25 protein-coding genes and 1 pseudogene are annotated in these 26379 nt (G+C 51.7%); 11 read left to right on the forward strand and 15 right to left on the reverse strand.

The annotated features are described in order from the left end of the window. Window positions 1-151 precede the first annotated feature (151 nt). Complete coding sequence (locus ACQ76X_RS14750) at window positions 152-811, reverse strand: potassium channel family protein (protein WP_038596366.1); 660 nt, start codon at window positions 809-811, stop codon at window positions 152-154. A gap of 309 nt (window positions 812-1120) precedes the next feature. Here ACQ76X_RS14750 and sspI point away from each other — a divergent pair, with 309 nt between their 5' ends. Continuing rightward, complete coding sequence (gene sspI, locus ACQ76X_RS14755) at window positions 1121-1357, forward strand: small acid-soluble spore protein SspI (RefSeq protein ID WP_038596368.1); 237 nt, start codon at window positions 1121-1123, stop codon at window positions 1355-1357. A gap of 142 nt (window positions 1358-1499) precedes the next feature. Here sspI and ACQ76X_RS14760 read toward each other — a convergent pair whose 3' ends face one another. From ACQ76X_RS14760 to ACQ76X_RS14805, 10 genes are all read right to left on the reverse strand, one after another. Next, window positions 1500-3086, reverse strand: coding sequence for a peptide chain release factor 3 (locus tag ACQ76X_RS14760; protein ID WP_438494816.1), 1587 nt, complete (start codon window positions 3084-3086; stop codon window positions 1500-1502). Window positions 3087-3571: 485 nt separating this feature from the next. Further along, complete coding sequence (zwf, locus tag ACQ76X_RS14765) at window positions 3572-5122, reverse strand: glucose-6-phosphate dehydrogenase (RefSeq protein WP_438494817.1); 1551 nt, start codon at window positions 5120-5122, stop codon at window positions 3572-3574. Window positions 5123-5360: 238 nt separating this feature from the next. Further along, on the reverse strand, window positions 5361-6176 hold the full coding sequence (locus tag ACQ76X_RS14770; RefSeq protein WP_438494818.1) for a YwmB family TATA-box binding protein: 816 nt from the start codon (window positions 6174-6176) through the stop codon (window positions 5361-5363). 83 nt (window positions 6177-6259) lie between these two features. Then, entirely contained in the window at window positions 6260-6919 is a 660-nt protein-coding gene (locus tag ACQ76X_RS14775; protein WP_341096248.1) for a response regulator transcription factor, read from the reverse strand. 17 nt (window positions 6920-6936) lie between these two features. Next, window positions 6937-7950, reverse strand: a complete 1014-nt coding sequence (locus ACQ76X_RS14780) for a histidine kinase (protein ID WP_438494867.1) — start codon at window positions 7948-7950, stop codon at window positions 6937-6939. A 59-nt stretch (window positions 7951-8009) separates the two neighbouring features. Next, the gene (gene liaF, locus ACQ76X_RS14785) at window positions 8010-8657 is read right to left on the reverse strand and encodes a cell wall-active antibiotics response protein LiaF (RefSeq protein WP_076112581.1); all 648 of its coding nucleotides are present in this window, start codon (window positions 8655-8657) and stop codon (window positions 8010-8012) included. A gap of 245 nt (window positions 8658-8902) precedes the next feature. Further along, complete coding sequence (locus ACQ76X_RS14790) at window positions 8903-9607, reverse strand: PspA/IM30 family protein (RefSeq protein WP_438494819.1); 705 nt, start codon at window positions 9605-9607, stop codon at window positions 8903-8905. A 3-nt stretch (window positions 9608-9610) separates the two neighbouring features. Then, window positions 9611-10096, reverse strand: a complete 486-nt coding sequence (locus tag ACQ76X_RS14795; RefSeq protein WP_438494820.1) for a PspC domain-containing protein — start codon at window positions 10094-10096, stop codon at window positions 9611-9613. A 4-nt stretch (window positions 10097-10100) separates the two neighbouring features. After that, complete coding sequence (locus ACQ76X_RS14800) at window positions 10101-10778, reverse strand: PspA/IM30 family protein (protein ID WP_038596387.1); 678 nt, start codon at window positions 10776-10778, stop codon at window positions 10101-10103. Between the two features lie 47 nt (window positions 10779-10825). Further along, the gene (locus tag ACQ76X_RS14805; protein ID WP_038596389.1) at window positions 10826-11128 is read right to left on the reverse strand and encodes a LiaF transmembrane domain-containing protein; all 303 of its coding nucleotides are present in this window, start codon (window positions 11126-11128) and stop codon (window positions 10826-10828) included. A gap of 255 nt (window positions 11129-11383) precedes the next feature. Between ACQ76X_RS14805 and ACQ76X_RS14810 the strand changes: the two genes are divergently transcribed. From ACQ76X_RS14810 to ACQ76X_RS14830, 5 genes are all read left to right on the forward strand, one after another. Then, window positions 11384-12070, forward strand: coding sequence for a response regulator transcription factor (locus tag ACQ76X_RS14810; protein WP_438494821.1), 687 nt, complete (start codon window positions 11384-11386; stop codon window positions 12068-12070). Continuing rightward, on the forward strand, window positions 12067-13101 hold the full coding sequence (locus ACQ76X_RS14815) for an ATP-binding protein (RefSeq protein ID WP_438494822.1): 1035 nt from the start codon (window positions 12067-12069) through the stop codon (window positions 13099-13101). The genes ACQ76X_RS14810 and ACQ76X_RS14815 overlap by 4 nt, the downstream gene beginning before the upstream one ends. Window positions 13102-13190: 89 nt before the next feature. After that, on the forward strand, window positions 13191-13895 hold the full coding sequence (locus ACQ76X_RS14820; RefSeq protein WP_342437209.1) for an ABC transporter ATP-binding protein: 705 nt from the start codon (window positions 13191-13193) through the stop codon (window positions 13893-13895). Then, complete coding sequence (locus ACQ76X_RS14825; protein WP_438494823.1) at window positions 13892-16423, forward strand: ABC transporter permease; 2532 nt, start codon at window positions 13892-13894, stop codon at window positions 16421-16423. The genes ACQ76X_RS14820 and ACQ76X_RS14825 overlap by 4 nt, the downstream gene beginning before the upstream one ends. 184 nt (window positions 16424-16607) lie before the next feature. Next, window positions 16608-18797 carry an alpha-galactosidase gene (locus ACQ76X_RS14830; protein ID WP_438494824.1) on the forward strand — a complete coding sequence of 730 codons (2190 nt, stop codon included), beginning with the start codon at window positions 16608-16610 and terminating at the stop codon, window positions 18795-18797. Window positions 18798-18892: 95 nt separating this feature from the next. Here the strand turns inward: ACQ76X_RS14830 and ACQ76X_RS14835 are convergent. From ACQ76X_RS14835 to ACQ76X_RS14850, 4 genes and pseudogenes are all read right to left on the reverse strand, one after another. Continuing rightward, window positions 18893-19284 (reverse strand): annotated as a pseudogene (locus ACQ76X_RS14835) (NADPH-dependent FMN reductase). Between the two features lie 110 nt (window positions 19285-19394). Further along, window positions 19395-20387, reverse strand: coding sequence for an EamA family transporter (locus tag ACQ76X_RS14840; protein ID WP_438494825.1), 993 nt, complete (start codon window positions 20385-20387; stop codon window positions 19395-19397). 15 nt (window positions 20388-20402) lie between these two features. Next, window positions 20403-20855, reverse strand: a complete 453-nt coding sequence (locus ACQ76X_RS14845) for an Lrp/AsnC family transcriptional regulator (protein ID WP_438494826.1) — start codon at window positions 20853-20855, stop codon at window positions 20403-20405. 333 nt (window positions 20856-21188) lie between these two features. After that, a complete protein-coding gene (locus ACQ76X_RS14850) occupies window positions 21189-21755 on the reverse strand; it encodes a GbsR/MarR family transcriptional regulator (protein WP_438494827.1) in 567 nt (188 codons plus the stop codon). A 221-nt stretch (window positions 21756-21976) separates the two neighbouring features. Here ACQ76X_RS14850 and ACQ76X_RS14855 point away from each other — a divergent pair, with 221 nt between their 5' ends. From ACQ76X_RS14855 to ACQ76X_RS14875, 5 genes are all read left to right on the forward strand, one after another. Beyond that, window positions 21977-22858, forward strand: a complete 882-nt coding sequence (locus ACQ76X_RS14855; protein WP_342437212.1) for a carbohydrate ABC transporter permease — start codon at window positions 21977-21979, stop codon at window positions 22856-22858. Between the two features lie 32 nt (window positions 22859-22890). Continuing rightward, window positions 22891-23733 carry a carbohydrate ABC transporter permease gene (locus ACQ76X_RS14860; protein ID WP_052092313.1) on the forward strand — a complete coding sequence of 281 codons (843 nt, stop codon included), beginning with the start codon at window positions 22891-22893 and terminating at the stop codon, window positions 23731-23733. A 33-nt stretch (window positions 23734-23766) separates the two neighbouring features. Further along, entirely contained in the window at window positions 23767-25113 is a 1347-nt protein-coding gene (locus tag ACQ76X_RS14865) for an ABC transporter substrate-binding protein (RefSeq protein WP_438494828.1), read from the forward strand. Between the two features lie 106 nt (window positions 25114-25219). Next, window positions 25220-26005, forward strand: a complete 786-nt coding sequence (locus ACQ76X_RS14870; protein ID WP_438494829.1) for an HAD family hydrolase — start codon at window positions 25220-25222, stop codon at window positions 26003-26005. Then, window positions 26002-26343: a DMT family transporter gene (locus ACQ76X_RS14875; RefSeq protein WP_438494830.1), complete on the forward strand. Its 342-nt coding sequence runs from the start codon at window positions 26002-26004 to the stop codon at window positions 26341-26343. The genes ACQ76X_RS14870 and ACQ76X_RS14875 overlap by 4 nt, the downstream gene beginning before the upstream one ends. Window positions 26344-26379 lie beyond the last annotated feature (36 nt).

Consider the following 26379-nt stretch of genomic DNA (forward strand, 5'->3'; position numbering starts at 1 on the left):
TGCACTAAATACATCTATCCTTCTAAACAAGCGGTTAACGAAGCAAATAGCTGTACAGAGTGCAATTAAGCAAATCCGGCCACTATCGGCAGCGCACTTAACACTTCCTACAGCACCACGAAAGCCACGTTACACTTCATTTGCTCGTGCGTTATTGATATGCCATCTCCAGCTTGGTCAGGTTGTCCTTGTGGCCAACGATGACAAGAACATCGCCATCGGCCAGCCGGTCCTCGGCTCTTGGAGTAATATTCATTTCTTCGCCCCGGCGGATCGCCATCACATTGCAGCCATATTTGGCGCGGATATTCAGCTCCTGCAGGTTTTTGCCCAGCATCGGCCTGGGAACCTTCATATCCAGAATACTGTAATCCGGCGACAGCTCAATATAGTCAAGGATGTTCGGCGAGGCCAGATGATGCGCAACCCGCATGCCCATGTCCCGTTCAGGGTAAATGACTTTGTCTGCACCGATCTTGCTTAGCACCTTGCCGTGCAGCTCACTTTTAGCCTTGACCAGAATCGCCGGCACCCCAAGGTCCTTCAAGATCAGCGTCGTGAGAATACTCGCCTGAATATCTTCTCCGATTGCCACAACGACAACATCGAAATTCCGAATGCCCAGTGCGCGCAACGCTTCCTCATCGGTGGAATCCGCGGATACGGCATGGGTAACAATTCCCGAAATTTCCTGTGTGCGCTGCTCATCCGAATCGATGGCCAGCACATCAAATCCCATCCCGCTGAGCGCCTTGGCTACACTTGAGCCGAAACGTCCCATTCCGATGATGGCATATTGTTTTTTAGCCATGTCCGTGTACCTCCCGCTCACATTTTACATCTCACACAGTATAGCATAAGCACACACAAACTTGAATTTTCAGCATCGCCGCAGGGCACATTAGTACAGGGCGTTTCAGCATGAGCAGGCTTCCAAAGCCGGTTCTGCGAACCATTGGCAGGATGCTTTGCTCACAAAACTAAGCACATGCTTTCGAAGCAGTTTTGTACGAAGAATTGCAGGAAGCCTTGCTCACAAAACTAAGCACATGCTTTCGAAGCAGTTTTGTACGAAGGAATGCAGGAAGCCTTACTCACAAAACTTTTAAGGGGGTACATTATGCCGGTTACCATTGATTTGCGCCAGGCGATTCTCCATAAAGTGCACGGCCAGTCCGAAGAAGACCTGCGGCACATGATTGAAGGCTCCGTGGACGGGCCGGAAGCTGCGCTTCCCGGGCTTGGCGTCGTGTTCGAAATGGTCTGGAAGGACCTCGGAGAGGCCAAGCAGGATCATGTGATTAGTCTGCTCCACAGACATCTGGAGGAGGTTACTCCCGGATCCATCACATCCTAGAAAGCCTCATGAGCCAAAAACCTCCGTCACCCAAGGTGCATCTGCACACATGGGGGCGGAGGTTTTTACTACCTATTTGAAAATGCTGCAGGTGCTGCTATATCATCTGCACCTGCAGCCTGAATTCGTCAACAGCCTACACTCAAGGAGCTGTTTCCAGGAACTTCGCAGTCGGGTTCTTCTCCATCGCTGTACGCATCGCATATTCGTTCTCGAACAGCACCACGTAGTTGCCCTTCTTATCAGTAACCAGTGTAGAGTTGATGCGGAATTTGCCGGGGTCCGGTTTGTTCTCATCCACGATCCAGCGTGCGAACTGATATGACATCCGCTGCAGCTGAACATCCACGCCATATTCACCCTTCATCCGGTACTCGAACACCTCAAACTGCAGCTGTCCGACTACTCCGAGCAGAATATCGTCAAAGTTGACCGTGCGGAACACCTGAATCATGCCCTCTTCCGTCAGCTGATCAATACCCTTCTGAAACTGCTTCGATTTCAGTGCGTTTTTGATGCTTACTTTGGAGAAAATCTCTGGTGAGAACGTAGGCAGCTCATCGAACTCCATATCCCCGGCTTGACTGAGTGTATCGCCAATCCGGAAAATACCCGGATCAAACAGCCCGATAATATCGCCCGGATACGCCTCTTCGACGATATCGCGGTCCTGAGCCAGGAACTGCTGCGGCTGGGACAGCTTGATGTCCTTGCCTGCACGGACATGCTTGACACTCATGCCGCGCTCGAACTTGCCGGACACGATCCGCAGGAAAGCAATCCGGTCGCGGTGGGCCGGGTTCATGTTCGCCTGGATTTTGAATACATAGCCGGTAAATTTCTCATTGGTCGGCTCAATGGAGCCAACTGTACTGCGGCGCGGCTCCGGCTTCGGTGCAAGATCCAGGAAGTTGTCCAGGAACGTCTGCACCCCGAAATTGTTGATCGCACTGCCGAAGAATACCGGAGTAAGCTCTCCGCGAAGTACCTTCTCATAGTCAAAAGGATCGCCCGCAACGTCCAGCAGCTCCAGCTCCTGGCACAGCTGATCATGCAGGTACTCACCGGCCATCTCACGGATGATCGGGTCACGGTAGCTTTCCACCTTTTGCACTTTAATTACGGAATGGTCATCACCCTGGAACAGCTCCACCTGATTCTTCATCCGGTCGTACACGCCGCAAAGTTCACGTCCGCTGCCGATCGGCCAGTTCATTGGAACAGAACGGATGCCCAGCACATTCTCAAGCTCTTCCATCAGATCAAACGGACTTTGGCCTTCACGGTCCAGCTTGTTGATGAACGTAAAGATCGGAATGCCGCGTTTGGCGCAGACCTGGAACAGCTTGATAGTCTGTGTTTCTACGCCCTTCGCCACGTCGATCAGCATCACTGCGCTATCCGCAGCCGTTAACGTACGGTAGGTGTCCTCACTGAAATCCTGGTGACCCGGGGTATCCAGAATGTTCACCCGATGGTCTAAATAGTCGAACTGCATCACAGAGGAAGTAACGGAAATCCCGCGCTGTTTCTCTATTTCCATCCAGTCACTTGTTGCATGTTTGCTTGCCTTGCGGGCTTTAACCGATCCCGCTAAACGGATGGCTCCGCCGAACAGCAGCAACTTCTCCGTAAGTGTTGTTTTACCCGCATCCGGGTGGGAAATGATCGCAAAGGTTCTGCGTTTGTCCACTTCCTGTTGCAGCTTCTGATCCGGTGCCTTATTCATTGCACATATCCCTTCATATATAAATTCATGCTTCTGCTTATATCACACGGGTTGTTCATCAAATCGGCGCTCTGCTCATGAGTACAAATCCCTTCATTGGTGAATTCATTGTTATCCCATAATAGTCTCCAGTTCCGCTTCTAGTGAAAGCATCCTTTAAAGTATATCAAAATCCGGCAAACTTTATCTACAAAAAAGCGGCTTATACCAAATATCTTGTAAGAAAAACAGCGATTGCAGCCTATTCCGTACAGCTCTCGGCCCATATGAGGCTATTTTGCGTGAATTTCACCAAGTGGAAACGGCTTTGCCGTCCTTTTTAAGGACGGTATCGTTTCAGCGAGAAATAGAAGGATAAGTTATCGTGTGAAACATATAAATTCTTATATTTGGACAAAACCAGTCCCATACTAACGGGGTATCGCAAAAAAGCTCTCCCTGCAGCCTCTGCAGGGGGAGCTTAAATCTTGCAGCTTATTCAGGTCTTAGCTGTTAACCCGCCAGACCACATTGTCTTCTTCCTGTCCGTTTACCGGCCACCAATGGAAACCTTCCTGAGCCAGCAATTGATCGGCTTCCACCGGACCCCACGAACCTGCAGGGTACGAAGCCAGATCAGCCGCTTCTTCCTTCCACGCTTTGGCGATACGGTCCACGAACGACCATGCCGACGAAACCTCATCCCAACGGGTGAAATAGGTCGAATCTCCACGCGCCGCATCATGCAGCAGACGCTCATAAGCTTCCGGCGAGTTGATCCCCACCATGCAGCTTTGGCAGAAATCCATAGCCAGCGGCTGAATTTCCGATTCCGAGCCCGGTTTCTTGGCATTGATCTTCACATAGATGCCTTCCATCGGATTCACACGGATGACGAGCAGGTTGGGCTCGAGGTTATGCTTTTGACCCAAATAGACATTGGTCGGCATACCCTTGAACTCTACAACCACTTCCGTCGTCTTCACCGGGAGACGTTTACCCGTACGGATGTAGAAAGGAACACCTGCCCAGCGGAAATTGTCCACAAATACACGCGCCGCGAAATACGTCTCGGTATTGGATTCAGGATCCACTTTGTCTTCCTGGCGGTAAGCCGGAAGGGTCTTGCCTTTATATAGGCCTTGGGTGTACTGGCCGCGCACCACGTTCTCACGCACTTCTTCGGAGGAAGCATACGGACGCAGCGAACGAAGCACCTTGACCTTCTCGTCACGGATATCTTCAGCCAGCAAACGGCTTGGCGGTTCCATAGCGATCATCGTCAGCAGCTGCAAAATATGGTTCTGGCCCATGTCGCGCAGCGCTCCCGCATGATCGTAATATCCGCCGCGCTCTTCCACCCCAACGGTTTCACCGAGGGTGATCTGAATGTTGGCGATGTGCTTGTTGTTCCAGAGCGGTTCAAAGAAGGCATTCGCAAAACGGATGACTTCGATGTTCTGCACCATTTCCTTGCCCAGGTAGTGGTCGATCCGGTAAATCTCTTCTTCCTTAAACACCTGGCGGATCTGTTCGTTCAGCTGCTCAGCAGACTCCAGGTTGTAACCGAACGGCTTCTCGATCACCAGACGGTTCCAGCCTGAACTTTGCAGCATGCCACCAGCTTTGAGGTTGAATGATACGCTGCCGAACAGCTCAGGAGCGAGGGCGAGATAGAACAGACGGTTGCCCGGAATGCGGAATTTCTCTTCGATTACCTCCGTTTGCGCGTTGAGCTCACGGAAGCCGTCGATATTATTGATGTCCAAAGACTTGTATTCAAAATGCTGCACGAACTCATTCCATTCTGTAGCATCTCCCGCCTGGTAGCGGCAGAATTCGCGAATGGACTCTTTCACATCTTCCCGGAATTCCTCCTGGGTGCGGGGACGCCGAGCCACGCCAATTACCGCAAAATCATGTGTCAGCTTACCTTCACGGTACAAACTGTAAATCGCCGGAAAAAGCTTGCGCCGGGCTAGATCTCCGGTTGCCCCAAAGATAAAAAATACAGCGCCGGGTGTATGCAGTGCATCAAGGGTTTGATTTTCAGCCATGGCTCCTCATCTCTCTGTATGTAATATAGTTGACAATCATTCTCAACGTCCGTCAAATTATAAAAAACGCATGACGGCGTGATGTCATTTTATCATATTCGCAGAAAGGATGCTATCACATTCCTGACAGTTTTTCTCGGGATTTCGTAATTTTCCATTAATCTTTCTTATTCGTTTACATACTCCAGCTTATATAACAATTAATGTCTATTACCTTCGGATTTCATCGAATCCACCCTCAATATTCAATCGTGATCAGCGGCAGCCCGATTGTTACCCGGTTGCTGTTGTTGTTGCCGTTCTTATGAACAGCTGTCTGCATAGCGACAGCATGCTTCCCGCTGCTCACATAACGCGCCAAGCCCGGGACACTGTAAGAGCGGCTGTACGTGGTTTCGTCTTCATAATCTTCAACCGCCTGCAAGCCGGAGCTCGCGGCAGCGATGGCCTGTTCCGTATGAACAAGGGCTTCGCGCGGGGTTCCCTGTGTGGACGCCACGCCCTGCAGGGAAACATTCCACTCCGGCTCGATGCCGGCAGCCTGCATCTGCACACCCGCTTCTTGCGCCGCTGCCTGAAAGGCCGTAGCCTTGAGCAAATCAGCCGTTTCCAGAGTCACGATCACGTAGCTGCTGCTTTGGTCAATCCCGCTCCAGAACATGGAGGTTTTCCCTGATGGGTTAAAAGAAGCGGCAGCACGGAAGGTTGCGTGTCCATCTTCTTCACTGTGCTCCGGCGTTCCAAGTCCGAGACGTTCAGCCAGTCCGGCAGCTGCTTCCGCAGATTCCGCAGCGTTACCGCTGTATTCCCCCTGCCATTTCAGCACAAGCCGCAGCGGGGATCCCGGTTCAGTGGATTTCCGTCCGGCTGTAACCAGCAGTTCCAGACCTTGTTCCAGTCCTGCCCCTTCGGAAATGATAACATCAGCCGCAGCCGATGCCGTCACAGACTCTCCGCCTGCCCCACTGCGGAACCCCGCCAGTAATAGTGCCGCAATACACATGCATAGCAGCGCTAATGTGGCCTTCCCTCTTCCTCTGTTCCGCAGCTTCATCTCCGCATCTCCCTCTCGAACCAATCTAGTAATCTACTAGAAAGGATGTCCAGGTTCAAGAGGATATATACTTCCTGAGGCTGTTATTCAGCCAGACCGTTCTTGTAAGCATATATAGCTGCCTGGGTCCGGTCTTCCACACCCAGCTTGGCGAGAATGTTCGTCACGTGAAATTTCACAGTTTTGATCCCGATAATCAGCTGGTCAGCAATATCCTGATTGGATTTGCCCTGGGCCAGCAGCTTCAGCACTTCCATTTCGCGCTCGGTAAGCTCCTTGTAGGCAGGTGATTCTCCTTTGGCGTTGTTACGGAAACGGTTCATCATTTTGGAAGCTACCTGCGACTCCAGCACCGATTGGCCTCTTGCCGCCGCGCGGATGGCATCCGCTACTTCACTGGCCCGCGAGGTTTTCAGCAAATAGCTGAAGGCTCCGGCTTCAATGACCGGGTACATTTTTTCGTCATCCAAATAGCTGGTAAGCACGATTACCTTGCAATCCGGATAAAGCTTCAGGAGCTGTCTCGTTGTTTCGATACCGTCCATGCCGTCCATCACAAGATCCATCAATACCACATCCGGATTATATTCCTGGGCCAGCCGAATGCCTTCTTCTCCGCTCCCGGCTTCGCCCACAACTTCAATTCCGTCCTCGGTGCCAAGCACCGCAGCAAGTCCGATCCGGACCATTTCATGATCGTCCACGAGCAGTACTTTGATCGCTTCCGCTTCCTCTATCTCCATGGTTTGCCCTTGCCCCCTTATTCATTAACTAGTGGTACAGTAATTTCAATGCGCATCCCTTTGCCGGGTGCGGTGATAAATTGAATGGAACCTCCGGTTTCATTGATCCGCTCCTGCATATTGGAGAGGCCGTAGGAAGTCTGCTTACTCTCATCCATCTCGAAGCCAATCCCGTCATCCCGCAGCGTGAGCCGTACGGTATCTCCCCGGCGGTGCAGCCGGATCTCCATCTTATCCGCTTTGGCGTGGCGCAGCGTATTGGAAATGGCCTCCTGCACAATGCGGAACAAATGATTCTCGATCCCTTTAAGCAGATGCACATCCGGGTCCATCTCAAACACAATCTCCATAGGAACCTTGATCTCCAGTTCCTTTATCAACTCCTGCAGCCCCTGCTCCAGACCTTTGCCCTCCAAGTACACCGGACGCAGGTGCAGCAGCAGTGCCCGCATCTCCGACTGGGCTACGGCGGACATCTCCTCGATAAGCGCAATCTGCCGCTGTGCCTTGTCAAAGTCCTTCTCCAGCGTTCTGCCTACAGCCGTCGCTGTCATGGAGATCGCGAACAGCTGCTGCGATACAGCATCATGCAGCTCACGCGCCAGCCGCTGCCTTTCCTCCATAATCGCCGATACGCGCGCCTGTTCGGCAAGCTTGGCGTTTTTGGTGGACAGCCGCTGCAGTGTGTTCACTTGGTTCTCCCACTTGCCGCTGATCCGGCCAAGCTGTGCGCCGAGCCTGCCCAGTTCATCCGTACCCAGTTCCGGCATGGCCGGGGTAAGATTTCCTTTCTCCCAGGCTACGAGTGTTGCCCGCAACCGCTCCAGCTTGCGCTTGATACGGAAGCTCTGGTAGAAACCGAAGCCAATCCCGAAAACCATCGGCAGCAGAATTAGCGTCACCGCCGTTCTTACCCCGATCTTCCAATATTCAAAGGGCTGCAAATATCCGTATGTATACATAATGTACAGGATAACCAGCAGCATGACAAAGGAGAACAGAGCCCCCTCGCCCATGCTGCGTGTTACCATACTCCTATTCTTTTCCTCCACGCCGGGAGCCCTCCCTTCTTAGCTAACACTCATCCCTTTTAGGACATGCTTATATCCAGGTCGCCCATTAAATAAGATACATTAATCTTCACCTTATTCTCGCTGATGTCATAATTGGCCGATTTCCAATTGAGCCGGTTCAGCATTCCGGTATCCCGATGGCTGCCGAATTCGATCGAGCCGAACAGCACAAAGGCTTCAATCTCCACGCCGTAGTCTTCCGACAAATGAACATCCATATCGCCAAAAATGCCCTGAAACAGCATGATGGTCTCTTTATCCTCCGCCATAGCCAGCGAAAGATCCACATCGGCTTCACCCATCACATGCCATGCACTCAGACTGCGCATCACCCATGGGGAGAGGTCCCAGTCAAACCGGGAAGAGAAGCTTTGCTTCTGCATGAACCCGCCGCGTTTCTGCATTCTTTTGGACTTCACAAAAAACATCCCCAGTGAGATCAGACAAATCCCCAATACAAGCAGCAAATGATCCAGCAGCATCAGTACGGCACCGACTCCAAGCAGAGTATAACCCTGCTTCACCCTGCCCGATGTCGTCCGGTAAATCCCCAGCAGCAGGAACAGGAGCGCGACAATGGAGAAAAAGCCGATCCATCTGCCAAATATCATTAAGCAGCCTATTCCAATCAGTCCGATGGCAATCAAACGGTTTCGTTTATCCATTTCGCACCTCCTTAAAGTTTTGCGGAGCAAAACTAACTTCGTAAGCATAAACCTAAAGTTTTGCGCAGCAAAACTGATTAATGTTGAAATTTCTCCAATCGATGATTGTATGCATCATGAATTGGAGAAACTTCCACCTATAGCCGCATCCCGCTACAAAAGCCATACCGGTATGGAGAATCCATACCGTATGGCTTTACCTTGTTCAGCATATCATATACGCCTATTGTTTAGGAACTGGCTTATTATTCTTTTTTGTCAAGTGACGGGGATGAAGAAGTTGTGTTCAGCTTGCTCTTAAGTGCAGCGAGCTGCTCATCCACTTTAAGCTGCTTCTCGGCATCCACAGGCTTGCTGTATACACCGGCCGAAGGGCTGTAAGGGGCACGCATAACATCTGCTTCCGCTTCAAGCTGCATGATCTTTTCTTCCATACGGTGGAATCCGAGCGATGCGCTGCCGCTTTCGATGGCATGAACACTGCTGATTTGCGACATTTGCTTCTTGGCTTTCGCCATTTGTGCACGGGATACCAGCTCGTTGCGTTTGTTGCGCAGCTTGTAGAACTCATCCTTCATGTCATGCAGCTGCTGTACCAGTTCTTTGGCTTGTACTTCAGCTTGAGCATGAAGATCGCTGTATTCAACCTGCTTCTGGTCGAAATAGATTTTTTCCTCCAGCAGCTTGCGGGTTACTTCTTCCTGGCCATTCTTCAGAGCAAGCTCAGCCTGTGCCGCACGTTGTCCGGACATTTTGGCTGCTTCATCGACGCGCTGCTTCATCCGGCGCTCATTGGCCATTTGCTTCGCTACGGTAACCTCAGCTTCGTGAATTTCTGCCTCCATATCGCGCAGATATTGGTTCAGCATTACAATTGGGTCCTCTACCTTATCCAGCAAGTCGTTTACCGACGCCTTTGTCATATCTTTAATCCGTTGAAATACTCCCATGTTTTACACTTCTCCCTTCTCGTATTTAGCAAGTTTTTGTTTAAGCTCTTCGACTTCTTTCTGCAGGGCCTTCTTCTCAATATCCTTCATCATGGCATCCAGACCGGAGTCCGGGGCCGAGTAAGCATTTGCTTTGTCATAACCGGGGTTATAGCCGGGCTGACCGTTATTCGGACCATATCCTCCCTGTCCATGAGGACCCTGCGGGCCTTGCGGGCCGCGTCCATATCCAGGTCCTCCGGAGTAAGGGCCGCCATAAGGGCCGCCCGGAGCTCCGGGTCCAGGGCCAAAAGGATTATACTGCGTTGGCTCCTTGGGAATGACAAGCGCTGCAACAAAGTACACCAGAATGGTTGCGCCCCCGGTAAAGGGGATGCTGACCAAGAGCAATATCCGGAACAGGGTGGAGTCAATACCGAGAGTCTCGGACACTCCTCCTGCAAGCCCTGTCATTACCTTGTCACGGGTTGAACGGTACAATCGGCTCATAGTACTACTCCTTTCCGTCATTGTTAAGCTTCTCCTTCAGACGGGCCATTTCTCTTTCCAGCACAGTCGCTACGGTTTCTCCAGCCTGCACTGCGTATTCCTGCCCCATCCGGCGCAAATCGCGCAGACTTTTCGCTTCCAGCTCCCAGTCGTTCATCCGGTCTTCCAACCGTCCGAACATCTTGGGAACATCACCGCCGTTACCGTAGGTTCCGGCTCTTTGGTTCATCCGCTGCTGAAGTCTCAGCGACTCCATCCGTGCTGCATAATACTGGCGTTTGTTATATACGGTCTGATATTCGACTTTCAGTTCATTAAGCTGGCTTTCCAGCTCATACAGCGATACTTGGCTCTGTTCCAGCAGCCCGCTGTACTGCTCCAGCTTTTCCTCGTGAATGATCTTTTCCTGCAAAGCCAGCTTGGCGAGATGATCCTCTCCTGCCTTAAGTGCCAACAGCGCCTGTTCTTCACGCTTATTCTTCATGGCCGTTGCCTGGTTGACTTGCTGCTGCAATTGCTTCGTGTGGGAAGCGTATTGCTGATACAGTCTTTCAGCTTCACTGATTTCTTCACGGGTTGAATGGAGAAATTGATCAATTAGCTTCACAGGGTCCTGGCTTTGTTCCAGACGTTCATTTAGATTAGCTACGGTGATATCCCTCATGCGGCGAAAAACACTCATGATTTCCTGCTCCCTCCCTGCGTCTTAGTAAGTAAACTTCTAAAAACTTAGTATGTTCTGTTTTGTTTGCCCTTCAGTACTGAGATTCCCCAAACCACAAGCGCGATACCGAGCAGGGGTCCGATGATCCAGGAAAGCTTGGCAATCAGCGACATTACACCGATGAACATTACGATCCAGCCGATAATTTTGCGTCCGCTTTTAATTCCGTAGTATCCGAGAACAACCAGCAATACCGGGAACAGAATTCTGAAGACTCCATGAATCAGAGGAAGCGCAATACCCATCAGCATTATTGCTCCGAGCACGATCAGCACAACCGCAAGTCCGTTTCCTTTTCTATTTTGCATTTTCTCACCGCCTTTCGTTGACCTCAACCTTATAACCTTATTCTAGGGTAAACCGCAGACTTTCAAAACAGACCGTGGACGGTTTTATGAACTGGACTTTAGTCGGGGCAGGAGTAGGACTGCAGGCTGCCGGGGGCGGAAACAAGCCTAACTCTCTGCCGGGAGAGACTTTAAACATAGCTAGTGTGTATAATTGTTGCAGGTATCCCTTAATATAGCTTCTGCAGCATGCAGAGGAACAAAGGAGCACACACCTTGAAGACATTGTTAATCGTTGAAGATGACCGGAGTCTCAATAAAGGCATCGCCCTGACCCTTTCCCAGAATGATCTATCTATACAGCAGGCTTATGACATAGCCTCAGCAGAGCTGCTTCTCTCTTCCCTTAAGATTGATCTTATTATTCTGGATATCAATCTTCCCGACGGAAGCGGGCTGGATTACTGTGAGAAGATCCGAAGAACCTCGCAGGTGCCGATTATCTTTTTGACCGCGAACGACATGGAGCCTGATATTGTTACAGGGTTTGAGCTGGGAGGCGATGATTATATTACGAAACCGTTCAGTCTGATGGTCTTAAGGGCAAGAGTCATGGCCGTCCTCAAAAGATCTGCCCCGCACAGCGAGGACATAATAACGATAGGTCCCTTAAGCTTCGATTTTGAAAAGCTGGAGTTTTATAAGAACCAAGAGCAACTGATCCTTAGCAAAACCGAGCTGAAGCTGCTGAGAATATTTGTCACGAACCCCGGCATTATTTTAAATAGAGAACAGTTAATTGACAAGATCTGGTCACAGGAGGCTGAGTTTGTGGATGAGAACGCGCTGACAGTAGCTGTCAAACGGCTGCGGGCCAAGATCGAGGACGAGCCTTCGGCTCCACAATACATAAAAACAGTCTACGGTTTGGGATATCTATGGGCGGAAAGGCCAAACCCATGAGCAGCAGCAGACAGATCCATTACTCCAAACGCATTAGCTTTATATTTTCGGCAATCTTCATTCTCCTGGTATTCGGCTATGCTGGAGTGGTCCTTTTTCTACAAGGGGATCATCCGGCACTCCCGGAACTCACTGCACTTTTTGTCTCTTTAATGCTCGTCATGGGTGCTGCCTGGAACTGGTCGTTGCGGCGGCAAGTTACATCCTTCGTGGATACGTTGGATGAAATGGTGGACCGGGCGATTTACGGACGGGAGAAAATGACCGATTTTGAAGAAACCCTCCTCTCTTCCATGGAACATAAATTGTTGCGTTACATTGAGATCTCCAAAGCGAATGAACAGAACCTGGAAACGGAAAAGAACAGAATCAAAGAGCTGATCTCTGATATTTCACATCAGACCAAAACACCCCTATCCAATATCATGATCTATAGCCAACTGCTTGCCGAAGTCCCGGAGCTGGATGAAGAATCCCGGCAACTGGTCAGCCATATTGGGTCGCAATCAGAAAAGCTCGAATGGCTGATTACCTCCCTGGTCAAGATGTCCCGGCTGGAAACGGGGATGATCACCCTGCACAGCACGGTCAATCCCGTTATTCGGACGATAACCCGGGCCGTATCCCATATCTATACCCGTGCGGAAAGTAAACAGATCGATATTCATATCGAATGCAATCACCTTACAAAAGCCCGTCATGATCCGCAATGGACCAGCGAGGCCTTATTCAATCTTCTGGAAAATTCGGTAAAGTACACAGAGGCAGGCGGTAAAATTTCCATCGTGACTGAAAGCAATGAAATGTTTACCCGGATAGATGTTTCGGACACAGGCATGGGAATTCCCCAGGATGAGCTTAAGCACATCTTCAAACGATTCTACCGGGGACACAGCGCCAGGGAGTATGAAGGCATTGGAATCGGGCTGTATTTGACGCGGAAGATTATCAGCATGCAGGGAGGTTTTATTACAGCGGTATCCGAGCCAGGCAGAGGAACAAAGATCTCTATGTTTCTACCCCAAATCTAAATGTGTCATTATCATCAGATTTCAGACACTGTCCAGTTAGAATTGTCTGATATCTTAAGAGCATCAAAGATTATGGAGGATGAATCACCATGCCTATATTAAGAATAGAACACCTCAAGAAATATTATGGCAAAGATCCGCAGACGACGGTTAAAGCGCTGGACGATGTCTCTCTGTCTGTAGAAAAAGGCGAGTTTCTGGCCATTGTCGGCACCAGCGGCAGCGGAAAAAGCACCCTGCTTCATATGCTCGGCGGCCTGGACCGGGCCACTGAAGGCAAGGTGATTGTGGATGGGAACGATATCTTTGCGATGAGTGATGAGAAATTAACGATTTTTAGACGCAGATCGGTTGGTTTCATCTTTCAGAGCTATAATCTGGTCCCGATTCTGAATGTGCTCGAAAATATATTGCTTCCTATAGAACTAGACGGCGGCAGAATTGATCAGAAATATCTGGATGAAGTAATCCAGGCCCTGGGACTTCAGGAGAAAATCCACAATCTGCCGTCTAACCTTTCCGGCGGGCAACAGCAGCGTGTTGCGATTGCCAGAGCGCTGGCAACTAAACCTTCCATTATTCTGGCTGACGAGCCTACAGGGAATCTGGACAGCAAAACCAGTCAGGAGGTTCTTATTCTGCTGAAGCAGCTGAGCGAGAAATTCAATCAGACCATTGTCATGATTACTCATAACGAGTCCATCGCCCAGACTGCCGACCGCATTATTAGAATTGAAGACGGACGCATTGTTTCCGGCAACGAGACGGTATCCACCGGGGTTAAGACGTTATGATCACAACCAACAACCGCAAAATTGTAAACCGCCTTGCTCTAAAAAGCCTGAAAGCCAATCCAATGCGTAATCTGGCCGTAATCTGCGCGGTCATCCTGACTACACTGCTCATTACCTCCATCTTCACCATGGTCTTAAGCATCAACAAATCGATGGAATTAGCCCAGATGAAAACGGTTGGCTCTGACTTCCACGGAGGCTTCAAATATCTGGCCCCGGCACAGGTCGAAGCGCTGAAGAAACATCCCTCCATTCGGGAATACGGAGTCACACTTAAAGCTGGAGAGTTAAAAAATGATGTGTTCAAGGATAGTCGGGTAGAGGTCTTACAGATGGATGAGAACAGCGCAAAGCATGGTTTTATAACATTCATTGAAGGTGGGCTGCCTGCCGCAGAAAATGAGGTTGTGCTGAACACCTGGGTGATGGACAAGCTTGGCATCAGGCATGCGTTGGGCCAGCGGGTTGCTCTGGATATAGATATCGGGGAGCGCGTGATTCAGCAGGATTTTATTGTTTCGGGGTACTATTACGCGGACAGAAATTTGGCCATGTCGGGGCTGGCTTTGGTATCGGAGGCTTTTGTAAACAAGAACCTGTCCACTATCGATCGGGAGAAGTCCATAGCTAGCGGTTCTTATGTGAATACCTCCGGGCTAAGTGTGATGTTCAACAATGCCGTCGATATCGAAAAAAAGCTCAATAAGGTACTCAAGGACACAGGTGTAGATGCTCCGATCGGGATAAACTGGGGGTACACAACTTCCTCCCTTTCGGATAACATCATCAAATTTGTTCCTTATATGGGAGTCATACTCATTATCATGCTCAGCGGATATTTGCTGATTTATAATATCTTCTACATATCGGTTGTGCGGGATGTCAAATTTTACGGCCTGCTGAAGGCAATCGGGACCACGCCGCGACAACTCAGGAGAATTATTATAAGTCAGGCGCAGTTGCTGTACCTTGCCGGACTGCCGTTTGGCCTGGCTTCCGGTTATGGTATTGGCCGGTGGTTGACCCCAATGCTTAGTAACATCTCTCCTGAATCTATGGAAGCTTCCTATTCAGCCAGCCCGTGGATTTTTATTGGGGCTGCCGTTTTCTCCTACCTGACGCTTTGGATCGCTGCCAGCAAGCCGGGCCGGATGGCCGCACGGATCTCCCCGGTGGAAGCAGTCAGATTCGCAGGTGTGAGCGTGAAACGGCGGATGAACAAACACTCGAAACGCGGGGCAAAACTTTACAGTATGGCCTTCTCCAATCTGTTCCGCAATAAAAAGAAGCTGTTTCTTATGCTGACCTCGCTTTCCTTAAGCATGGTCTTGTTCAGTGTTATCTTTACCGTGATCTCATCGCTGGATGTCAATAAGTACCTGGAGACTTATATCGCCGGTGACTTTGTAATCCGCAATAACGCTATCTTGTATACCGAAGGCGAACAGGCCGGAGATCCTTACAAACTTTCGGCAGCGTTCAAAAGTACTCTGGATAAGATTGACGGAGTCGAACAGGTGGACAACGTATATTATAAATTCGAAAAATACACTTTGGATGACACGATACGCGCTGCACTGAAACCTCGAGCAGAGACGCCTCAACCCGAACCTTTCCTTGTACAGACTCTTAAGAATAACTTCATTATGCTTGACCTGTACGGCATTGATGGCGGCTGGTATGACCTGGTGCAGAAGGATGTTATTGAAGGAACCTTCGATAAACAGAAGTTCGCTTCCGGTAACTATGTGCTGGTGACAGAGGCTATGATGCATGGGGAAGATGCTTATGAAACTTATTATCATCCCGGTGACTCTATCAAATATCCGGGTCTGGGAAAGAGTTATGAAGTCATGGCCGTTTTAAAGCTCGATGCCCTTTATGCAGCAACTACTCAATCATATCCAATCTATGGGTACAACACCTTCCTTCCCGCCTCAGAATTAACCAAGGAGCTGCCGGCGGGAAGCAATCCGCCTATGGGGTTGTCAGCAACCATTCACGCCGATCCGGCCAAGCTGAGCAGTGTTGAACAGGAGGTTAAGGCAATTGTAGCTTCAAATGATGAGCTGGTCTTCAAATCAAGAGAAGATTACAAGGAGGAGCTTGGCTCGTATATCCGCATTTTCCAGACGGTCGGCTACGGTCTCAGCTTTGTCATTGCGCTCATAGGCGTCCTCAATTATATCAATACCGTCATTACCGGGGTTATTACCCGCAGAAATGAATTCGCCTTACTGGAGAGCATCGGCATGACCAAGCGGCAGTTGAAAAAGGTTCTGGTCTATGAGGGAATGTACAATGTCCTGTTGACCGTGGCGATCACCTCCAGCTTAGGCCTATTTCTGACTTACATCATTTCCAAAAACATAGCGGATAATATAGCCTTTACAGTCTACCACTTCAGCTGGCTGCCGTTTGTTCTGGTCATTCCGGTCCTGGCCGCTATTGCGTACACTGTAACGCTAAGCTCCTACAGCCTGCTGACCAAGGCGACGGTTGTTGAAAGATTGCGGCAAGCAGAATAACCCCTAACGATGAAGCAGATCCGGGCAGCCGGGTCTGCTTTTTAAGGTCCGTCCCTTTATCCAATTGCAAAAGAGACTACATTCCTCCATATTCATTCTGCATTCCTCCATACGTTTGAATGCGAAACAGACTTATAATGAGGCTGTCTCATTACTTCAGCATCCACCTTAGGAGGTTATTTCCTTGTCCATTCACTATGATGCGAAGCTGCAAATCTTCCATCTGCAAACTGAAAATACCAGTTATGTATTCGGCCTGGCCCGCGGTACGTATCCCCTACATCTGCATTGGGGCAAAAAAATCCGCAGCTCTGCCGTTTCCGATTTATTCGATCCCGGAGCTATGGGCTTCAGCAGCACCGTTGATCCGGCAGAACCTTCGCTCTCCCTGGATACACTCCCCCACGAATATCCGGGCTATGGTTCGGGCGATTTCAGGGAGCCCGCTTACGTAGCTGAGCTGGCCAACGGCACAACGGTCACGGAACTGGCTTACGTGTCCCACAGCATCCTCAAGGGAAAACCAGCGCTGGAAGGCCTGCCGGCTGTATACGCCGAGACTGAAGAGGAAGCCGAAACGCTGCAACTGGTGCTGGAAGATTCACTTGCCGGCCTCAGGACCGAACTGTCTTACACGGTCATGAAGGGTTTCGATACCATTATCCGCTCGGCCCGGCTGATCAATACCGGAACCGCCCCGCTTAAGCTGAACCGGGCCTTGTCCCTGGCGCTCGATTTCCCGCATGATGAATTCGAGCTGCTCCATCTTTCCGGCTCCTGGGCCCGGGAACGCCATTTGGTCCGCGCCCCGCTGCGCAGCGGAAATCAGGGCATCGACAGCAAACGCGGAGCGAGCAGCCATCAGCAGAACCCCTTCCTGGCCCTGCTCTCCCCGAATGCCGGGGAAGACAGCGGAGAAGCCTATGGCTTCAGCCTTGTCTACAGCGGCAGCTTCAGCGCCGGGGCCGAGGTGGACCAATACGGGTCCACCCGGGTCACGATGGGCATCAATCCCTTCGGCTTCCGCTGGCTGCTTGAGCCGGGCGAAAGCTTCCAGACGCCGGAAGCTGTGCTCGCCTATTCTGATGCGGGGATCGGCGGCATGTCCCGTATTTACCACCGCTTGTACCGTACCCGTCTGGCAAGAGGGCTGTACCGCGATGAACCGCGTCCGGTACTGATCAACAACTGGGAAGCCACCTATTTCGGCTTCGATGCGGACAAGATCGAAGATATCGCCCGTGCCGGACAAGCGCTTGGCATTGAGCTGTTCGTGCTTGACGACGGCTGGTTCGGCCGCCGGGACGATGATTCCACTTCCCTGGGAGACTGGTTCGTGGATAAACGCAAGCTGCCGCAGGGCCTGTCCGATCTGGCGGAACGGGTGAACCGGCTTGGCATGCAGTTCGGCCTCTGGTTCGAGCCGGAGATGGTCTCCCCCGACAGTGAGCTGTACCGTGCCCACCCGGATTGGTGCCTGCATGTGCCTGACCGCAGACGCAGCCAAAGCCGTAATCAATTGATCCTCGACCTGTCCCGGCCGGAGGTCTGCGACTACATTATAGATGCCGTTAGCAGCGTATTATCCTCGGCTCCGATCACTTATGTCAAATGGGATATGAACCGCCATATGACAGAGATTGGCTCCGCGTCGCTGCCGCCCGGGCGCCAGGGGGAAACTGCCCACCGCTATATGCTGGGGCTGTACCGGGTAATGGAAGAAATCACATCCAGCTTCCCGCATGTGCTGTTCGAGAGCTGCTCCGGCGGCGGCGGCCGGTTCGATCCGGGCATCCTGCACTACATGCCGCAGACCTGGACCAGTGACAATACCGATGCCGTAGAGCGCCTCAAGATCCAGTACGGCACAAGCATTGTCTATCCGGCCAGCGCCATGGGCGCACATATCTCGGCTGTGCCGAACCATCAGGTTCACCGCAGCACCCCGCTCTCCATGCGCGGCGATGTGGCGATGTCCGGCAACTTCGGGTATGAGCTGGACCTGACCCGGTTCACCGAAGAGGAGCAGGCGGAAGCGGCTGCCCAGGTTGCCTTCTACAAAGAAATCCGTTCGCTTGTTCAGCAAGGGGATATGTACCGGCTGCTTTCACCGTTTGAAGGCAATGAAACAGCCTGGATGTTCGTCGCCGAGGACCGGTCCGAGGCATTGGCCGGCTACTTCCGTGTACTGGCCGGACCAAACACCGCCCGCACCCGTCTCCGCCTTCAGGGACTTGATCCGGACAAGGATTACGTGCTTAAAGAGACCGGTACCGTATACGGCGGCGACCGGCTGATGTATGCCGGACTTCTCCTACCGGAGCTGCACGGTGACTTCCAGAGCAGGCTGTTCCACCTCGTTGCAGTAGAATAATAGTAAGCATAGGCGGAAATTACGCTTAAACGCCAAACATCCCTCACCCCAGGACCGCCTGGATTGAGGGATGTTTGGTATATTAAGCAGGATCGTCAACGGAGCGTCTTCAGTGCACCGCTCCAGGCAACCACTTGATCCAGCATGCCATTTACGTTCGTAAGGTGAAGATTCGCCGGTTTGAAGGTCTGGCCGTTCTCAAAGTCAGTGAAAAGGGATAACGCCGGATGAACACGGACATCCGCGATAGACAGCTCGCCCAGACGAAGCCGTCCAGTGAATTCAGCTTTTCATTCCAACGCCCGGCTAGTTCTGAAGCATCTGCTTCGCCCAGTAATGGAAGCTTGAAATCAGCGATATCCACAATTTCATAATTGGCGTCGCCGCGCTGGTCGGCAATGCCCTTTAACCATTCGCCCACCTGCGGGCTTACACGGCCTTGGCGTGTGCTTCCCAGAATAATTCCAATATTCAATATTGAAACGATTGTTCCTCCTCTAAATTAATTGAATTTTCCAATCCTATTACCATTATTTACTTCCAAGATTGAATTTATCCAGATCAAATACGGCATCGAGCTCTCCGCTGCGAAGCTATTTATTTCGGCAGAGAGCTGCGCAGCGGGCTTTTGCTCTTAACGTTCAACTGCCCTGTTCCTTGTTCCTTGCTGACCGGTACAGCCCGGCTGCGGAAAATGGTAACCAGCACCACGGCGGCAATAATAATCACGGCGGCGGTCAACGTGTTGACAGTGAGCAGCTCACCTGCGAGCAGCCAGCCCAAGAATACGGCGACTATCGGGTTCACGAACGCATAGGTCGAAACCAGTGTAGCATCGGCGTTTTTTAGCAGCCAGATGTAGGCCGTGTAGCCTATAATCGAGCCGAAGACGATTAGATAACCCAGAGCTGCGTACGAACGGAGGGAAATGGCCGGAACGTCCATCTTAGACCAGTCGCCGGTAAAGAAGGAGAAAACCAGCAGCAGTGCGCCACCTGTCAGCATTTGCGCAGCCGTTGACATCAGCGGAGAATCCGGTATCCGGGCGATGCGTGAGTACATGGAACCTGCCGCCCAACTAAGGGAAGCTGCCAGCAGGGTAATAATGCCGATCAGGTCGGTTGCAGTGCCATTGTCTCCCTGCCCCGGCTGGAAGACCAGAACGGCGATGCCCAGCAGTCCAAGCACAATCCCGGCGATAACACCGGGATTTGGACGCTTGCCGCTGCGGCCAAACCACCCGAACAGCATCATCCAGACGGGCACCGCAGCGACGATCAGAGAAGCAATAGATGAAGAGACCCTTTGCTCCGACCAGGCCACCAGTCCATTGCCTCCAAGCAGCAGCAGTGCGCCGACGATGGCCGAAGACCGCCACTCGCGTCCTGCCGGGCGCTTAGCACCGCTTAATCTGGAAATGACATAGAGTAAAGCTCCGGCCACAAAAAAGCGGATTCCGGCCATCAGAAAGGGCGGCATGGTCTCTATCGCGACCTTCATGCCGACATAAGTTCCTCCCCAAAATAAATAAACAGACAACAACGCGATGCCAACCGCGTATACTGAATTTGCCCTGGCTTTCTGCTTCACGCACTACCACCCTCTCTATATTCCCTTAATGCCATTTTCATATAATGTAGATAAAATAAAGGTCGTCGAGGTTTCTTTGAAGTCGGGAACCCGGAGAATTTCATCAAGCAAAAGGGTAAGCTGCTCCGGTGAGGTCACCCTCACTTTTAACAGCATGCACCACTCTCCCGCCATCCGCTGGCATTCTAGAATGCTCACACCCGGGATTTGAATGCTGATGATTTGGTCTGCCGCTTCCCGGAAACTTTGGCTGACAACCTTCACGGAGATCATGACCTTGATTTTCTGATCCAGCTTGCCCCAGTCCACAATGCCTCTGTACCCTTTGATCACACCGCTTTTCTCCAGCTTGCCGACTCGTTGATGCACCGAGGGCCGCGAGATATGCAGCAGCTTGCCAATCTCTTCGTGGGACAGTCTTCCGTTCTCTTCCAGCAGCTTCAGAATTTTGATATCCAGTTCATCCAAAGGAACCGCCTCCTGGGCAATATTATAGCATGATTTATTCCGATAATAACTAATCGTAATAGTTAAGGCCCATAATCAAACGAACCGTTATTCATCACAAGTATTTATTTTCTTTATCGTTAATTGAAGAGCCATAACAGGGCCAGAAAATGACGATTCGTAAAGCTGTTTTCACGCGCAAAAAAATCCCCTCAGTACAGCTGGTAGCAAGTGTTTCCCGCTTTGGCGCTACTTGAGAGGAGAGCGTTCAGCCCCCGCGGGCCGATATACTCACAAAGCTCAACCTATATGGCTCACTTGCTGCACAGTTGCCGCATAACTGTTGCTCAGCCTCTACTCCCTGCCGGGTAGTCCGGCCCTGCCAAAGAATTCCCCTTCCTCCAGCCCCGACACAAACCGCTGCAGCCAGGCATAATATTCTCCCGCATGCTGGAGCTTGTCCAGGTCCCGCAGGCAGGCCTGCCGTTCCTCTTCAGGAGTATCCTTCGCCTGGATCAGCTCCTGGAGCTCTGGCATCACCGTACCCATCGCCTCCTGCATGACATCAATTTCCCGCTGAAGCTTCAGGGTGAAGAAGTTTTTGAATGCCTGAAAAAAATCAGTCTCGGCTACATACAGCTCCTTCCGCTCGCGTTTCTCGTCCAGCTTGGTCACCATCCGGGAAGCGATCAGGGAGCGGACGCCGTAGCTCATATTGCTTTTGCTCATATTCATGACCTGCTTCATTTCCTCCAGCGTCATCGGCTTGTCCTCAAAGAACATAATCCCGTATAGCTGTCCGTAAGAATAATTCGCTCCATATAAATCCATCGTCTGCGCTATCGCATCAATCATCGGTCGCAGCAGTTGCTCCCGTGGTGATAAATGCTCGTTGTCCTCGCCAAATGCGGCCTGTTTCATTCGCTGCACCTTCACTCTTTTTTAGAATCGTTCCCTCTACATTACACAATACTGAAGCTTCGTTACAGGTTTTCTGCAAATTTTACACAATTTCCGAACGATGTTTACTTCCGCTTAACCACGGGGTCGTCTCATGAGTGTACAATTTTTTTTGAACAGAGGAGCTTTCCTCTGCATTATACCGCAAAACAAAGCTGATGGAATGGGGTATCGGAACGAAAATGACACGCTCAAAGGTTATTAACGGCTTGAAGCCCGTGCTGTTCACGCTGCCGGCGATGGTACCGTTCGTTCTGTTCTGGCTGGCGCCGCTGTTGTATGTGCTGTATCTCAGCTTCACGGAATGGGACTTTATGAGCCCGGAGAAAACTTTTGTCGGACTGCAAAATTATGCCGATCTTTTCAGCAACCCGGCCTTTTACAAAGCGCTGAGAGTGACCGCGCTCTTCTGTGCGGGCAGTGTGCTGCCGATCATTCTCCTGGGACTCGGACTTGCGCTGCTGATGAACCGCAAGCTGAAAGGCTCCGCACTTTATCAGGTGCTGCTGTTCTCGCCATGGGTCACGCCAACCGTCGCTGTATCCATTGTCTGGTCATGGATCTATGAGCCTGAGGTCGGCCTTGCCAATACGGTGCTTGATTTCCTCGGACTCGGGAAAATCGGCTGGCTGCAGGACCCCAAATGGGCGCTTGTGGGAGTCCTCCTGGTGACCATCTGGAAATCCGTGGGCTGGGCGATGATCTTTTATCTGGTGGCGCTGCGGAATGTGCCTTCAGACCTGCTGGAAGCCGGGGAGCTTGATGGCGCAAGCGCTGCGCAGAAGTTCTTTCGCATCACTCTGCCGCTGATCTCGCCAACCACCTTGTTTCTATTCGTGGTGCAGCTTATCCAGGCCCTTCAGGCCTACGATCAGATCAACGTGCTGACCCAAGGCGGCCCCTCCGGCTCCACCCGCACGCTGCTGTATCTGTATTATCAGTCCGCCTTCGAATCCTTCCAGATTGGAGAGGCTTCCAGTGTAGCTGTTGTTCTTGTCATCATCTGCATGCTGCTGTCCGTATTCTCATTTGGCATCAGCAAACGGACGACCCATTATCAATAATCCGTACATTTTCCAAGAGGAGGTCTCACCGCTTGCGTATATTCACACGGCTGGGCGGACCGGCCCGTCATCTTTTTTTTGCCACGCTTGCCCTGCTGATGGCTTTCCCGTTCTACTGGATGGTCACCAGCGCACTGAAAACCAATGATGAAATCTGGCGTTCCCCGCCTACACTCTGGCCTGAAGTGCCGCTCTGGGGAAATTTTGCCGCAGCCTGGAATGAGGCCCCGTTTGCAAGATACATGGGCAACAGCATTTTCGTCGCCACTTCCATCGTCATTCTGCAGATCATCAATTCCGGCATGATGGCCTATGCGCTGACGCATATGAAATTCCGCCTGAAGGGACTTTTTGCCGGAGTGATCCTGTTCGGTTATATGGTTCCGGCTACAGCGGTCTACCTGCCCGGCTATCTTGTGCTGTCCGAGCTGCACCTGCTGAATTCCTACGGCGGCCTGATTCTCTCCAACTCTGTAAGCATCTTCGCGATCTTTCTGATCCGGCAAGCGTTCCTGCAGGTATCGCATGAGCTGGTGGAGGCCGGTGAAGTGGACGGCGCCTCGCATATGCGGATTCTGTGGACGGTGCTGGTGCCGGTTACGAGGTCATCCTTTGCCGTGCTTGCGCTGATTACCTTCATTGATCAGTACAATAATTATTTCTGGCCGATGCTGATTACCAAAGACCCAGACCTGCAGTTAGTCTCGGCTGGCCTGCGCAGCTTTTTTGTGGAAGGGGGTGCATACGGATTACAATGGCCGCTGATCATGGCCGCCAGCGCCTTCACCATCGCCCCGCTGCTGCTTGTCTTCCTGCTGGCGCAGAAAACGATTATGCAAAGTGTCAATATGACGGCAGGCTCCAGTAAAGGCTGAATCTTACATTTTTGAACAAAGAGGAGAATGATGATGAACGTATTAAAAAGGTTGTCGGCGGTATCTATGATTGCCGGATTCACAGTGCTCACGGCTTGCGGCGGAAATTCCGCTTCGGACAACGTTACGGCGGGGGGCGGTGCCTCCACAGCTCCAGCGGCAGATGCCCCTCCAGCCCAAAGCGAACCGGTAACCATTGAATTCTGGTATGGACTTGGCGGCAAGCTTGGCGAGAATATGGAATCGCTCATCCAAAAGTTCAACGCCTCGCAGCAGGAGGTCATCGTCAAAGGCATCGTGCAGGCAGACTACAGCGAAACCGAGCAGAAGCTTCAGGCGGCCATTGCTACCGAACAGGTTCCTGCAGCCGTGCTCTCCTCCAATATGGACTGGGCGCGTAAGGGATATTTCTCTCCGATGGATGAGCTGATCGCCCAGCAGCCGGATTTTAATAAAGAGGATTTTGTCCAGACCTTTCTGAACCAGGGCCAGGTTGACGGCAAGCAGTATTTCCTTCCGATGTACGGAACGACACAGATTATGTATTACCGTAAGGATGCTTTTGAGAAAAGCGGCATCGATGCCAGCCAGCTAAAGACCTGGGAAGACCTGGCGGCAGCCGCTGAGAAAATGGCCGTCAAAGACGGCGGCAAAACAACCTTCTTCGGCTGGGAGCCGATGTGGGGCTCCGGCAACATGATCGATGCCGTGCTCAGCAAGGGCGGCAGCATTCTTAGCGAGGATGGCACCAAAGTAACGATCGACTCTCCTGAGTGGATTGAAACCTGGGATCTGTTCCGCAAATGGATTCACGAGGACAAGACCATGCGCATCCACTCCGGCGGACAAGGCTGGGAGTACTGGTACAAGACCATTGACGATGTGATGAAAGGCCAAGCGGCGGGCTATATTGGCTCCAGCGGAGATCAGGGTGATCTGGATTTCAGCATCGTCTCCGCAATGGAGCAGCCGGGCTGGGCCGGGGTTGGCGAAGGCAAGCCCGTGGCACAAGCGATCATGGCCGGTATTCCTGCCAAAGCCGGGGATGACGAGAAGCTGGCAGCGATGAAATGGCTGACCTACTTCACGAACTCCGAGAACACCGCCTTCTGGTCAATCAACACCGGATATATTTCCGTCCGCCAGTCTGCGCTTGAAGATCCGGCATTCGTCTCCTTCAGCGAGACCAATCCGCAGATCAAAATCCCGTTAATGCAGGCGTCCCACGCCTCCGCCCCCTTTCAGGACCCTACCGGCGGCAAAATCAATGATGCGCTGACCATTGCTGCGGACAAGGTGCAGATTGAAAATATCCCGGCGGCTGAGGCCCTGAAGGAAGCGCAGCAAACTGCCCAGGCCGCACTTGATAAAGTAAAATAAGCGATATATCGTATCAAGTGAAAACGGCTTCGCCGTCCTTAAAAGGAAGGTATCCGTTTTTAGCGAGAAATAGGACGTGAATTATTAAATCTAAGGGGGCGGCAGCATGCCTGAGCTCATCACTCCGCAAGGGGAACATTCCATATCCGCGATTCTGTTCGACAAGGACGGCACACTGCTGCAGTTCGTTTCCCTCTGGGGAAGCTGGGGCGAGTGTTTCCTGGGACAGTTCACCCGGCAGCTGGAACAACGCGGCCTCGAATTCCCGGTTCAGTATCTGGCCTCCCTGCTGGGAACCGTTCACGATGCTGAGGGTAGAATTACAGACTATGACCGGAATGGTCCCTTGGCCATGGGGACGATGAGCGACCTTTACGCCATTCTGTCCTGGCAGGGTTACCTGCTAGGTTTATCCTGGGCCGAGTCCAAGGAACTGGTAGAGCTCTGCCGTCAGGAAGCAGATGTGATGCTGGAGCGCAGCCGCCCGGTGCTCCCGCTTCCCGGCCTGCTCCGGTTCCTTGACGACTGCACAGCCAGGGGCATTGCTCTGGCTGTAGTGACTGCCGATGAAACAGCGGCGGCCGAAAATCACCTCCGCTGGCTCGGTATCCAACATTATTTCTCTGCCGTGATCGGTACGGATCAGGTTGAGCGGGGCAAGCCGTTCCCCGATATGGCGCTGCTCGCCTGTGAGCGGCTTGGGGTACAACCTGCCGAGGCCGCCGTGATTGGCGATACAAACGGTGATATGCGGATGGCTAAGGCCGCCGGGGCAGCTGTAGCCGTCGGGATTGCCGGCGCAGCGGATATATCAGTGCACGGTCTTTTGCCGGATGCAGATTCTCTGGTGCAGTCCTATGCAGAACTAAGTATTGGAAGGAATACAAGGTGAGGGCCGAAGGGGGGTGGGCCTGGGTTTTTCTCGCGCTGGCGATTCTGTTCGAGCTCTCGGGAACCATCTCCATGAAAATATCCCACGGTTTCACCCGGCTCTTTCCCTCCGTGCTGATGTTCCTGTTCTATGGGATCAGCTTCACCTCGCTGAATGTGGCGCTCACCTCGATCAAGGTCGGGGTAGCTTATGCGGTATGGTCAGGTGCAGGAATCATCTTGATCTCCATCGTGGGAGCGGTGTATTTCGGGGAGCGGCTGACACTGTCCTCCCTATTATGGGTGACTGTGATTGTGGCCGGAATAGTGGGCTTGAACATTAGTGCCAAGGGGCATTAACAAAGTTCTATTCATAAACTTTGCATTCAGTTTAAT

The sequence above is a fragment of the Paenibacillus sp. IHBB 3054 genome (genome assembly GCF_051594305.1).
Lineage (GTDB): Bacteria > Bacillota > Bacilli > Paenibacillales > Paenibacillaceae > Paenibacillus_AQ.